This is a genomic window from Salinivibrio sp. IB282 (assembly GCF_001995685.1).
In the GTDB taxonomy this organism is placed as follows: Bacteria; Pseudomonadota; Gammaproteobacteria; order Enterobacterales; family Vibrionaceae; genus Salinivibrio; species Salinivibrio kushneri.
Genome location: NZ_MUET01000017.1, coordinates 18,382 through 31,818 on the forward strand (window position 1 = coordinate 18,382; position 13,437 = coordinate 31,818).

At 53.1% G+C, this 13,437-nt stretch carries 9 protein-coding genes and 1 pseudogene; 4 read left to right on the top strand and 6 right to left on the bottom strand.

The annotated features are described in order from the left end of the window. Positions 1 to 6 precede the first annotated feature (6 nt). Positions 7 to 1,017: an N-acetyl-gamma-glutamyl-phosphate reductase gene (gene argC / locus BZG14_RS05440; RefSeq protein ID WP_077608187.1), complete on the bottom strand. Its 1,011-nt coding sequence runs from the start codon at positions 1,015 to 1,017 to the stop codon at positions 7 to 9. Positions 1,018 to 1,547: 530 nt separating this feature from the next. Between argC and ppc the strand changes: the two are divergent. The 3 genes and pseudogenes from ppc to BZG14_RS05460 all read left to right on the top strand — a co-directional run bounded on the left by ppc (position 1,548) and on the right by BZG14_RS05460 (position 6,070). Next, positions 1,548 to 3,994 (top strand): annotated as a pseudogene (gene ppc / locus BZG14_RS05450) (phosphoenolpyruvate carboxylase). 183 nt (positions 3,995 to 4,177) lie between these two features. After that, complete coding sequence (locus BZG14_RS05455) at positions 4,178 to 5,455, top strand: O-acetylhomoserine aminocarboxypropyltransferase/cysteine synthase family protein (RefSeq protein ID WP_069361873.1); 1,278 nt, start codon at positions 4,178 to 4,180, stop codon at positions 5,453 to 5,455. 66 nt (positions 5,456 to 5,521) lie between these two features. After that, a complete protein-coding gene (locus BZG14_RS05460) occupies positions 5,522 to 6,070 on the top strand; it encodes a PadR family transcriptional regulator (RefSeq protein WP_077608189.1) in 549 nt (182 codons plus the stop codon). A 59-nt stretch (positions 6,071 to 6,129) separates the two neighbouring features. On the opposite strand, the gene metF is transcribed toward BZG14_RS05460, so the two are convergent. From metF to metB, 3 genes are all read right to left on the bottom strand, one after another. Continuing rightward, entirely contained in the window at positions 6,130 to 7,029 is a 900-nt protein-coding gene (gene metF / locus BZG14_RS05465) for a methylenetetrahydrofolate reductase (protein ID WP_069361875.1), read from the bottom strand. A 261-nt stretch (positions 7,030 to 7,290) separates the two neighbouring features. Beyond that, a complete protein-coding gene (locus BZG14_RS05470; protein WP_077608190.1) occupies positions 7,291 to 9,732 on the bottom strand; it encodes a bifunctional aspartate kinase/homoserine dehydrogenase II in 2,442 nt (813 codons plus the stop codon). A 61-nt stretch (positions 9,733 to 9,793) separates the two neighbouring features. Beyond that, the gene (gene metB / locus BZG14_RS05475; protein ID WP_077608191.1) at positions 9,794 to 10,960 is read right to left on the bottom strand and encodes a cystathionine gamma-synthase; all 1,167 of its coding nucleotides are present in this window, start codon (positions 10,958 to 10,960) and stop codon (positions 9,794 to 9,796) included. A gap of 185 nt (positions 10,961 to 11,145) precedes the next feature. Between metB and metJ the strand changes: the two genes are divergently transcribed. Beyond that, positions 11,146 to 11,463 (top strand): met regulon transcriptional regulator MetJ, encoded by a 318-nt coding sequence (metJ, locus tag BZG14_RS05480; RefSeq protein ID WP_069361878.1) that lies wholly within the window; start codon positions 11,146 to 11,148, stop codon positions 11,461 to 11,463. 78 nt (positions 11,464 to 11,541) lie between these two features. Here metJ and BZG14_RS05485 read toward each other — a convergent pair whose 3' ends face one another. Both BZG14_RS05485 and rpmE read right to left on the bottom strand, forming a co-directional pair. After that, complete coding sequence (locus BZG14_RS05485) at positions 11,542 to 12,786, bottom strand: malic enzyme-like NAD(P)-binding protein (protein WP_077608192.1); 1,245 nt, start codon at positions 12,784 to 12,786, stop codon at positions 11,542 to 11,544. A gap of 258 nt (positions 12,787 to 13,044) precedes the next feature. Then, the gene (gene rpmE / locus BZG14_RS05490) at positions 13,045 to 13,260 is read right to left on the bottom strand and encodes a 50S ribosomal protein L31 (RefSeq protein WP_046074736.1); all 216 of its coding nucleotides are present in this window, start codon (positions 13,258 to 13,260) and stop codon (positions 13,045 to 13,047) included. Positions 13,261 to 13,437: the final 177 nt, after the last annotated feature.

Genomic DNA, 13,437 nt, shown 5'->3' on the forward strand with positions numbered 1-13,437 from the left:
TTTCTCCTAGACAATCGCTGTGGTTTCGGCAAAGCCAAACTTGAGGTTTAAACACTGCACGGCTTGGCTGGCCGCGCCTTTGAGTAAGTTATCGATCGCACTGGTGAGGATCAGGTGCCCATGCGCGGCCTGATAACCAATATCGCAAAAGCCGGTATGCTGCACCGCTTGCAGCTTGGCCACCTCACCGGCTGGGAGCACCCGTACCAGCGGCGCCTCTTGATAGGCGTGAGAGAGTGCCTGCCCCACCTCGGCCTCACTGACACCTGGGGCTAATTTGGCGGTAATGGTGGCAAGAATGCCGCGCTTGTAGCTGCCCAGGTGCGGGGTGAAAATCACCGGCGTATCGAGGTGTGCGGCAATTTCTGGCTGATGACGATGAGAAAACACCCCGTAGGCATGCAGGCTCACTTCGCAAAAACTGTTGGTCAGGCTCGCTTTGCGCCCCGCGCCCGTCACGCCGCTAGTGGCATTGATCACCGGCCACATTTGTTTATCCAACAAGCCTGCATCCAGCACAGGTTTGAGCGCTAATTGACTGGCGGTGGGATAGCATCCCGGCACGGCGACCAGCTGTGCTGCCGATAATGCTTCCTGTTGCCACTCCGCCAAGCCATACACGGCTTGCTCAAGCCATGTCGGTGATTGGTGCGCAAAGCCGTAATGGGCAAGATAAAAATCGGCTTGATTGACCCGATACGCCCCCGACAAATCAAACACCACGCAACCTTGAGCCAGAAAAATCGGCGCCAAGTCATGACTGACCGCGTGCGCGGTGGCTAAAAACACCACATCGGCTTGCTTGGCGACATCCTGTGGCGAGGACAACGGCATCAGTGGCATATCCACCACGCCACGCAGTTGGCCGTGCAACGCGCTCACAGGGCGATTAGCGTCTTCACTGCCTGCCGAGACATACAAACCGGCCAAGTGCAATTGCGGATGGCGATGGACAAGGGCAATAAGCTCGGCTCCTGTGTAGCCACTGGCACCGACAATAATGGTGTTAAGTGTCATGGGTGTCTCTCTTTATGGGTGTTTAAGGCGTGCTGCGGGGCAGCAGAGGATCGAGGGCGTAGCCGATAGCCACGCAAAGCAGGCTAGCGTCGTCGAGCAGAAAGGGCGTTGTGTTTGGCAGCGAGTGGCATCATGGTCAACTCTCAATAAAATATTTTTATTCATAAATAGTGAATGGTTATTTTTTATCGTATTCCCGTTTGGCCGTCAACCCCAAAAAGCGTAAAAAATCACTTTTAATGTCTATTCATTCATATTAGAGCAATAATTCCATCTAACCATGCAAATGACACTGACGCTATTCACGAGAAAGTCGCGATATGGCGGGCGCGGAGAAGCCCTCGGAAGACTGGCAAACCTGAAAGCTGAAACTTTTTTTCAGCTTTTGGGGTGGCTCTATGATAAGCATCAAATCCGGCGGCCAGTTTTCGCGCTAATTTGCGGTTAAGTTGACCCGATCGCGCAATATTCGCTAGATTGGTTCTTTACAGTCACAGTAGGATGTAACTTTGTTACAGAATGGATACGCTATGAACGAAAAGTACTCTGCCTTAAAAAGCAATGTCAGTATGCTTGGCCGTCTGCTGGGTAACACCATCCAAGATGCCCATGGCCCCGCACTCTTAGAAAAAGTTGAGGAAATTCGTCAGCTCTCAAAATCGGCTGCCGCTGGCAATCAGGACGATCATGCTAAGCTGAAAACCGTGCTGCAAAACTTGCCGGCTGACCAACTGCTTCCGGTCGCCCGCGCCTTTAGCCAATTTTTGAATCTGACTAATATCGCCGAGCAATATCACACCAGATTAATAAATGTTTATCGAAATTAGAGCTCAGTGAACATTTGGGGGCGGCAGAGCGCGCCAAAACCGAGAAACGTCTCGAGCAGTTGATTGCGCAAGCCTGGCACACCGATGTGATCCGCCAAGACCGACCTACCCCGCTTGATGAAGCCAAGTGGGGCTTCGCGGTGATTGAAAATTCACTGTGGCAAGCGGTGCCCGCGTTTTTACGCCAATTTGATCAGCAGCTTGCAAGCCATCTCGATATCAACTTGCCCATTGATGCCAAGCCAGTACAAATTTCCTCGTGGATGGGTGGCGACCGCGACGGTAACCCGTATGTCACCAGCGAGGTCACCCGTGAAGTGATGCTGTTATCACGCTGGAAAGCGGCGGATTTGTATTTGCGCGATGTCCAGGATTTGATCAGTGAACTGTCAATGACACAGTGTGATGACACTGTGCGTGAGATAGCCGGCGAGGCACACGAACCGTATCGCGCCATCCTCAAAACCTTGCGCAGTCAGCTAACGCACACCCTGAGCTATTTGGACGCCAAACTGAAAGGCGAGCGCGCCTCCTCACAAGGGATCCTGACCGACACCCAGCAGTTGTGGCAACCATTACTGGCGTGTTACCAGTCTCTCCACCACTGTGGCATGGGCATTATTGCCGACGGCAAGTTGCTTGATGTGCTTCGCTGCGTGCAATGTTTTGGTGTACACCTGATCAAGCTCGATATTCGCCAAGAAAGTACCCGCCATGCCGATGTGCTCTCAGAAGTGACCCGTTATTTGGGGATGGGCGATTACGCCCAATGGAGCGAGCAAGACAAGCAAGCCTTCTTAACCCGCGAACTGGCGTCTAAACGTCCGTTGCTGCCGCGTGATTGGTCACCGTCACCTGAGGTACAAGAGGTGATCGACACCTGCCGCGTGATCGCCGAACAGCCACGCGAAGCCTTGGGTGCCTATGTGATTTCCATGGCACGCACCGCCTCCGACGTGCTGGCCGTGCATCTATTGCTGAAAGAAGCCGGCTGCTCGTTCCGTATGGACGTGTGTCCGTTGTTCGAAACCTTGGATGATCTGAATAATGCCGAGGCAGTGATTGGGGAGCTGCTAGCCATTGATTGGTACCGTGGCTTTACCCAGAACGTTCAAATGGTGATGATCGGTTACTCGGATTCCGCCAAAGACGCTGGGGTAATGTCTGCCGGGTGGGCGCAATATCGCGCCATGGAAGCCTTGGTCAATTTATGTGATGAGCAAGGAGTTAATCTCACCCTTTTCCATGGCCGCGGTGGCACCGTGGGTCGCGGTGGGGCGCCCGCGCATGCGGCTTTGCTCTCACAGCCTCCTCGCAGCCTAAAAGGTGGCCTACGGGTGACCGAGCAAGGGGAGATGATCCGCTTCAAGCTGGGGCTGCCCGACGTTGCCGTCAACAGCTTAAACCTTTACACCAGCGCGATTTTGGAAGCGAACTTGCTGCCACCACCGGAGCCTAAGCAGGAATGGCGTCAGCTGATGGACACCTTAAGTGACATCTCCTGCCAAGCCTACCGTGATGTAGTGCGTGGTCATGAGCAATTTGTGCCTTACTTCCGCTCTACCACGCCGGAGCTTGAGTTAGGCAAACTGCCATTGGGGTCGCGCCCTTCCAAACGCAATCCCGATGGCGGTGTCGAGAGCTTGCGCGCGATTCCTTGGATTTTCGCCTGGAGTCAAAATCGTTTATTGCTGCCGGCTTGGCTGGGGGCTGGACAAGCGATCGATCACGCCATTGCAAAAGGCCACAAAGCCCAGCTGGAAGAAATGTGCCGCGAATGGCCGTTTTTCTCCACCCGTCTTGGGATGCTGGAGATGGTGTTTACCAAAACCAACCTCGATATTGCCAAGTACTATGATCAGCGCTTGGTCGATGAAAGCCTCTGGCCGTTGGGTGAATCCTTGCGGGATCAGTTGCGCCAAGATATCCAAGTGGTACTGGCGGTGGAAAACAGCGATAACCTGATGGAGCAAAACCCGTGGGGGGCGGAAGCGATTCGCTTACGTAATATTTACGTCGAGCCGCTCAATATGCTGCAAGCCGAGCTGTTATACCGCACGCGTCAGCAAGCGGATCCGGACCAATCGCTCGACGATGCCTTGATGATCTCCATTGCGGGGATTGCCGCCGGCCTGCGTAATACCGGCTAATCCTTGTTAGTCAAGCCGTACCCTAGGGTGCGGCTTTTTTGTTTTTGTATCGATTTGTCGTGTCACAGAGACCGCTGCTCGTTTTTTTTCGCTAAAGCGTCAGCGAATGCTTGCTGTTACATTGATAATATTATTACTATTAAAGGTCGCACTGACGCGACCCAACAACGCAAAGGAATTGCCATGAAAGACGAAACCCTCTCGATTCATCACGGCTACCAGACCGACCCCACTACCAAATCGGTGGCAACGCCCATTTATCAAACCGTCGCTTACGAGTTTGATAATGCGCAACATGGTGCTGACCTGTTCAACCTTGATGTTCCAGGCAATATCTACTCTCGGATAATGAACCCGACCAACGACGTGTTGGAGCAACGGGTGGCGGCATTAGAGGGCGGCATCGCGGGGCTTTGTGTCAGTGCTGGTGCGGCCGCCATCACCTATACCATGCAAACTCTCGCCAAGGCCGGTGATAACATCGTCGCCACACCACAGCTTTACGGGGGCACCTATACCTTGTTTGCCCATATGCTCCCCGAGCAAGGCATTGAAGTACGTTTTGCCCCCAGTGACGACGCCAGTGCGATTGAGGCGCTGATTGATGACAACACCAAAGCGGTCTATTGCGAGTCGATTGGTAACCCTGCCGGCAATATCGCGGATATCCCCGGTTTTGCCAAGGTCGCTCACGCGCATGGGGTCCCCTTGGTCGTCGATAATACCGTGGCCACGCCTGTTCTGTGCAAACCGATTGAGCATGGTGCCGATATCGTGGTGCACTCACTCACCAAGTACATTGGCGGTCATGGCACTACCCTTGGCGGTATAATTGTCGATGGCGGCACCTTTGATTGGGTGGCACATCAAGCCCGCTTCCCGCAATTCTCACAACCGGAGCCGGCCTATCACGGCGTGGTTTATAGTGAGACCTTTGGCCCAGCCGCGTTTATTGCCCGCGCACGTACAGTGCCGCTACGTAACAGTGGCGCGGCCCTCTCGCCGATGAATGCTTTTATGTTGATGCAGGGGTTAGAAACCTTAAGCCTACGTATGGAGCGCCATTGCGAGAACGCCAAAGCCGTGGCCGATTACCTTGCCAATCACCCGGCCGTGGCGTGGGTCAACTATGCCGGTCAACTCAATCATCCTCATTACCAACGTGCTAAGTCGCTTATCCGCGGTGGACTGCCGGCCTCATTGCTGTCATTCGGCTTAAAAGGCGGCTTTGACGAGGGAGTGAAATTTTATGATGCGCTGAATCTTTTCAAGCGCTTGGTGAATATTGGTGATGCCAAGTCACTGGCGTGCCATCCCGCCTCGACCACGCACCGCCAGTTGAACGAGCAAGAGCAAGCGAAAGCCGGGGTGACACCCGAGATGATCCGTCTTTGTGTCGGCATTGAGCATATCGATGACATCATTGCCGATTTAGAACAAGCCTTGGCGACGGCAAAATAGCCCAAAGAAGGCTAGCCGCTCCCAGGCTAAACAATCGTTGTACCAACAAAACTGTGGATATAAGAGATGTCACTTCCCCATGTAATACTGACAGTGCTAAGCAACTGTGAGGCGACGGGTTATGATATTACCAAGGCGTTTTCCACCACCATCAGTAATGTGTGGAAAGCCAGCCATCAACAGGTATATCGTGAACTCAATAAGCTCGCCGATCGAGGTGCGGTCACCTACCGGCTTGAACCGCAAGTCGGGAAGCCGGATAGAAAGGTGTACGCCATCACGCCTGTTGGCACCGACATGCTAGAAGCGTGGTTTATTCAAACGCCCAAGTTAGCGCCACCGCGTGACGAGTACGTGGCAAGATTACTCAGTTGTGAGGTGCTCGACCCCGCTCCCATGCTGGATCATGTGAATAACTTGATTGCCGAGTCTCAGCAGCTCCTTAATCACTATACTCAGCTTGAGCAACGTGAGTACGGACAAGCCGCCTTACTGACCTCACAACAACGTTTAATGCGCCTTGCGCTGCGACGCAGTATTCATCAGCGCCGCGCTTGGTTGGCCTGGGCGCAGGAAGTGCGCGACGAACTCACTATGCTCGCGGCCAGTGCTTAATCAATACAACAAACACAACACGCAACCTAATACGCCCCGACATAACCGGGGCGTATTTTTTAAGGTGTGACCGCAAGTGGGCGCACCCCCAAGGTATGACACAGGGCATAGGTTAATTCCGCACGGTTAAGGGTATAAAAGTGAAAATCTTTCACCCCTTCGCGGCTTAGCACCCGCACCATATCAAGCGCAATCGAGGCGCCCACCATCTGGCGCGTGACGGGATCATCTTCCAGTCCTTGATACTGTTTGTGCATCCACTGCGGCACACGCACATTGGTCATCTTGGCAAAGCGTGACGCCTGCTTGAAGTTAGAGACGGGCAAAATCCCCGGCACAATCTCCACATCAATCCCCGCGGCCACACAGCGGTCACGAAAGCGCAGATAGCTTTCAACATCGAAGAAAAATTGGGTAATCGCCCGGCTGGCCCCCGCATCCACTTTGCGTTTAAGGTTAATTAAATCCGCCTGTGCGCTTTTCGCTTCTGGATGTACCTCAGGGTAAGCGGCAACCGAGATATCAAAGTCATGCTCCTCTTTGAGCAAACGCACCAAGTCCACCGCATACATATCCGGCTTTTTCTCTGGCGAGGGTAAATCCCCTCGTAACGCCACAATGTCACGGATGCCATTCTGCCAATAGTCGCGGGCAATGTGGCGAAGCTCATCTTCAGTGGCATCAATGCAGGTTAGATGGGGCGCCGCGGCGATACCGGTTTGATCATGAATGCTTTTCACGATGTCATGGGTGCGATCACGCTCACCCGAGTTGGCGCCATAGGTCACCGACATGAACTTAGGTTTAAGCGCTTTTAAGCGATGCACGGAGTTCCAAAGCGTCTCCTCCATGGTTGGGGTGCTGGGCGGAAAAAACTCGAATGAGACATTAATATCGCCATCTAAGTCAGCAATATTCTGATTGAGTGCATCAATGTGGCCTGCGTGCGTGTAGCTCATATCCTCTCCCTGACACCGAACGGCGCTGTTCAGTATGACTGTATCTGCTGTGTTTTATACTTATACGTTTAGACGTCCATATGTCTAAAGATTGTCGTGATTCGATGAAAATGTCAACGATACGGGCCATGAAAAATACTCATGGTGTGATGAAGATAGACGACGCGGCCACCAAAATGCGCCTAGATTGCCCATGTTTCACACAAAAAAAGCTGTCTACGCAATGCGTAAACAGCTTGATAACGGTTATCCACGAGCAGACTAGTGAAGGCGACTTATCAAGCGATTTAAGTCGGATTGAATGGCGCCCGCCGTGACATCGCGTCCCGCCCCAGGGCCACGAATCACCAAGGGATTCTCGCGATACCAATGGCTTTCAATCGCAAATACATTGTCACACGGCAACAGATGAGCCAGTGGGTGCTCGCTGGGTAAGGTTTCTAGGCTCACTTGCGCTTTACCGTGAGCATTTAAGCGCGCGACATAGCGGAGCACTGACCGGTTTTTATGCGCCTTGTCTAATCGCTCTTGTAGTTGTTCATCCATTTGGTGGGCATGATCAAGAAACGCATCCAAAGACAGATCAGCCAGTGGTTTAGGCACCAGGGACTCGACCTTGACCTGCTCTGGCTCAAGCGACATGCCCGCTTCGCGTGCCAAAATCACCAATTTACGCACCACGTCGGCACCCGACAGATCATCCCGCGGATCAGGCTCGGTGAGCCCTTGCTGCCATGCTTGTTCCAGTAATACGCTGAATGGCACTTCACCTCTAAATTGCAAGAACAGCCACGACAAGGTGCCAGAAAAGATCCCAGACAGCGCAACAATCGTGTCGCCACTTTCACGCAGATCTTGCACCGCGTAGTTAATGGGTAACCCTGCGCCCACGGTCGCATTGTAGAGCCAATGGCGCCCGGTTTTGCTAAACGCCTGCTGAATCGCGTGATACTGCTCGGCTGGCGCGGCCCCCGCTTCTTTGTTGGCGGAGATTAAGTGAAAGCCATGCTCTGCCAGTCGCGGGTACAAGTACGCTAATGACGCACTGGCGGTAACATCCAATACAATCACATCGTCATACGGGTGATTAAGTAAGCGGGTGAGCCATTCGTCATCAAAATAAGGCTCGCAACGCTCATCAAACCCCTCTAATACCTGCGTGGCATCAATGCCGGCGAAATCAAGCCACTGGTTGCGACTGTCCACCACTGAGATCAATGACACTTCCTTGCCATGGCGTTTTTCCAGGTGTGCTTTTTGCTCGGCAAAAAGGCTTAACCAGCGGGTGCCAATATTGCCTTTGCCCACCAACACCAAACCGATCCGGCGCTGGGCTTGAAACAAGGCATCATGCAAGCTAGCGACGAGGGCTTGAGTATGTACTTGGCGAAGGATCGCCACCATGCTCAGTCCAGACGCAGACTCACTGATAAACTCCACCGGTTGGGATTTCAATTGTTGATAAAAGCCATGGCAATGGACGGGATTGTTCACCACGCCCGCTCCTACAGCCGCCACCATGGTAAAGCCTTCACGCAGTTTGAGTTCAGCCGAAAGGCCAGCATCTTGAATTTGCGCCATTACTAGCGCCACCACTTCTGTGGTAAATGCCAACAATATTCGGTATTGATCGTCTTGATAATCGGTTGCCAGTGGCTGCACCTTCAGCTGTGACAAAATCCGACTAAGCTCCTGCTTTATCGCCTGAAAGTCTTGTCCTCGCGCAACATCAAACTGGAGTAAGCTTACCTCATCCAACGCCGTAATGATTTTTGCCCCGCGCCCTGTGGCTAATACGCGTTCAATACGTGTTGAGCCGCTATCCGGCGCTTGGGTGCAGCGCAAGGTTAGGTCGGTGGCACTTTGCGCCACCGGCTGTAAGGTGCGGCTATGCAGCACGGGGGCAGCCAGACGCGCCAGCTCGCCCGCCTCGTCAATACGAATCAAAGGTAGCAAACAGGCATTATCAACATGGCGTGGATCGGCGCTATACACCCCGGCGACATCACTCCAAATAGTCACACGGCTGACGCCCGCCAGCGCCCCCAAGACAGTAGCCGAGTAATCGGAGCCATTGCGCCCCAACAGCACCGTCTCTCCCGCTTGGTTTTGTGCCATAAACCCGGTGATCACCACATGTGTATCGCTATGCTGCGAAAGCTGATTTTGCAGCAAAGGCCAGGACGCCCCCCGATCCACTTCTGGTTGAGCGGCGCGCTCGGCGCGCAAACACTGGCGTGAGTCTAACATCACCGCCGCACGCTGATGCTGCTTCAATAACTGGGCCAACAGGCGCGCCGACCAGACCTCACCAAAACCTTGCACGTAAGCTTTGTCATTTTCACTCACGCCCTTATCGCCCAGCGACGCGATGGTGGCAATATCCGCATAAAGTGCATCCACCAGCTGTTGTTTTGTCTCTCCATCCACCAAGTTTTCAATCAAATCTTGCTGGAAGGCGCGCACCGTTTGCAAGGTCTCATGCGCCACTCGTCCATCCTTGTCTAATTGCGCCAACCACATGATCAGCTGGTTAGTGGTTTTTCCTGCCGCAGATACCACGATCAAGTCTTGCTGGCTCGCATGCGCGGTCAATACATCGACCACGCGGCGATAGCAATCAGGGCTCGCAAGGCTACTGCCACCAAACTTGTGTAATTGGCGTGGTGACTCTGGGGACGTTTCCATCGGTTGCGCATGCATGGCAAGGTCTCTCTTAATGTCTATCAATCTCAGTAAAACGGCGCGCACGGCGGCGCAGCCTCTATCGGGGGTTACCCCCTAAACGGGCAAAAGCATTCGCCAAATCGGCGACCAAATCTTGCGCATCTTCTAATCCAATCGACAAGCGTAATAAGGTCGGCGAAATGCCGGCTTCTGCTTGCGCGGCGTCACTCATAGCTCGGTGCGTCATCGAGCCAGGGTGAGTGATCAAGCTTTCCACGCCCCCTAGCGATTCGGCCAGAGCAAATAACGAAAGACCGTCGATAAACCGCGCCACACCGGCTTGGTCGGTCTCCAACTCTAGGCTCAGCATGCTACCAAACCCCGCTTGCTGGCGCGCAGCAATTTGGTGGCCAGGGTGAGAGGCCAACCCGGGATAGTATATTTTCCGCACCGCCGGCACCGTTTGTAGGTAGCTCAGTACCGCTTCAGTGTTGTGCTGGTGTTGTTTAACGCGCGCGCCCAGTGTACGCAACCCTCGCAATGTCATATAACTGTCAAAGGCATTGCCCGTCGCCCCTAAGCAATTTCCCCACCAAGCCAGTGTGTCTGCCAATTCATCCGTACGCGCGACCACCACGCCACCGACAATATCGGAGTGACCATTAATAAACTTGGTGGTGGAATGGACCACCATATCCGCGCCCAGCGCAAACGGCTTTTGCAAGGCGGGCGATAAAAAGGTGTTATCCACCACCACCCAGGCCCCAACTTGATGGGCCTTTTGGCTTATTTCTGCGATATCGACCACGCGTAGAAGTGGATTGGATGGAGTTTCCACCAGCACCAACTTGGGCTGCTTAGCCAATGCCTGCTCCAACGCCTCATGGTCGGATTGATCGACAAAACTCACCTGCCAAATGCCTTGTTTGGCGCGTGATTCGAGCAAGCGATAGGTGCCGCCATAACAATCGTGCGGGGCGACGATATGATCGCCTGCCTCCAATAGAGATAACACCAAGTTTATCGCCGACATGCCACAGTTAGTCACTACCGCACCCGCGCCCCCCTCTAAGTCAGTCAGCGCTTGTTCCAACTGCGCACGGGTTGGGTTGCCGCCTCGCGCGTAGTCGTAGGTAGGCACATCTCCCAGAGCCGGGAAACGGTAATTGGTCGATAAATACAAGGGAGGCACTACCGCATGGTGCTGGGTGTCGGTGCCAATCCCAGTGCGAACGGCGATGGTGTCGGTTTTTTTCTCTGTCATTATCTGTCCTTGCTAGTCTGTTTGCGCATGGTGGGCGTGATCCAGGCGTCATACTGCCACCTTACCCGTCGCTTTTTGGGACGTCAATACTTCTAGACGTCTACACTCCTTTGCATGTGGCGGTTAATATAGCTAAAATCTCCGCAGCATCATCCTGGGTATTCCTTAATCAAGATAGGTGAGACATGGCGCAGTGGAACGGCGACTACATTAATCCGTATGCCGAACATGGTAAAAAGAAAGAGCAGGTAAAGAAGATCACCGTCTCTATCCCATTAAAAGTACTAAAAATTCTTACTGATGAGCGCACTCGTCGTCAGGTGCAAAACCTGCGTCACGCGACCAACAGCGAGTTGTTGTGTGAGGCATTTCTTCATGCCTACACCGGTCAACCTCTGCCAACCGATGACGATATCCGTAAGGATAAACCCGACAGCATCCCCGCCGAAGCGCGTCGGATCATGAAAGAGCTGGGTATCGAATTCGACGATAGCGAATACTAAAAAAACCCGCCAACCGGCGGGTTTTTCATTACCTGCAGCATCGTGCTGTCTGCCACTTACGCATGGCAACATGCCTCGCTACATCATATAGTTTTCTGGCATCTCGATACGAGCTACGCCGGTTTCGACGGCCGCCAGCGCCACTGCACGTACTACTTTCGGCAACAAACGCGCGTCCATGGGCTTGGGAATGATGTAATCAGGACCAAAGCTGAGCGAAGACAAGCCGGCGGCGTCTAATACTGTTTGTGGCACCGGCTCTTTGGCCAAACTGCGAATGGCCTCGACCGCGGCCAGTTTCATCGCATCGTTAATTTCACTGGCACGMACATCCAATGCACCACGGAAAATAAACGGGAAACAAAGTACGTTATTGACCTGGTTGGGATAATCCGAACGCCCGGTTCCCATGATCAGATCATCCCGGACTTGATGTGCCACATCCGGGTGGATTTCAGGATCCGGATTCGAGCAGGCAAATATCACGGGCTTGTCTGCCATCAGCTTCAAGGCCTCTGGTGAGAGTAAGTCAGGGCCAGATACGCCAACGAACATGTCCGCGCCTTCAATCACATCTTCGAGGGTACGTTTATCGGTGTTATTGGCAAACAGCTGCTTGTATTTGTTGATATCATCACGACGCGTATGGATCACGCCTTTACGATCCAACATATAGATTTTTTCTCGCTGCGCACCACATTTTATTAATAGCTCCATACAGGCAACCGCGGCCGCGCCAGCACCCATGCACACCACCGTCGCCTCACAGATATCTTTGCCTTGTAGCTCGAGAGCGTTAAGCATGCCGGCAGCAGTCACGATGGCAGTACCGTGTTGGTCATCATGGAATACAGGCACTTCGCACCGTGCAATCAGTTGTTTTTCAATTTCAAAACAATCAGGGGCTTTAATATCTTCGAGGTTGATACCGCCAAAGGTGTCAGCAATATTGGCCACGGTATCAACGAACTCATCGATAGTGCGGTGTTTCACTTCAATATCAATCGAGTCCAAACCGGCAAAACGCTTGAATAATAACGCTTTACCTTCCATGACGGGCTTAGAAGCCATGGGGCCTAAGTTCCCCAATCCCAAAATCGCGGTGCCGTTTGAGATCACCGCCACCATGTTGCCTTTACCCGTATAGCGGTAAACCGCATCTGCGTCTTGCGCTATCTCTCGCACCGGCTCAGCAACGCCAGGACTATACGCTAGGGCGAGATCCGCGGCCGAGTCGGCCGGTTTGCTCAATTCAACAGAAATTTTTCCGGGAGTAGGGTATGCATGATAATCCAGCGCTTGCTGGCGTTTATCGTCCGACATCTAGTGTTCCTAATTATTATCGTGAAGGGATAGATAACCAATATCGCCAGGGAAGCGTGAACGATATTAGCCAGACACTCGACAAACCACACAGGGAAGGTTTGCATTCGCATAAAGATGGTAACGCAGGGAGCAAACGTCCACCAGTGCTAACACGCATTCGCGATGATGCTCGGACCTGTTGCCCCAATACAAGGACGATACGATCAAAAAAAGGGACGCTGATGCGTCCCTTCTCTGTATTCGGTCAATAGCGGCTTATTTTTTGCTGCTAAGGGCACCGAAACGCTTCTTAAAGCGGTCAACACGGCCACCGGTATCAAGGATACGCTGCTTACCAGTGTAGAATGGGTGACACTTGTCACACACGTCTAGGTAGATGTCTTTGCCTAGGGTTGTGCTGAACGCGAATTCGTTACCGCAAGAGCATTTTGCTGTGACGGCTTTGTACTCTGGATGGATACCAGCTTTCATAGGGATAACCTCATCTTGAAGGCCGTGTCGCTCTCCCGATCCTAAGCCGGGCACCACACGTCGTTAACAAACATTTTCTAAGGCGCGCAATTCTAATCAAGCGCCCTCTTTTTCGCAACTTTTTTGTGCAATCATAGCGCCAGCTGAAAGGCATCAAGGCTTTGCCAACGTGTGGCT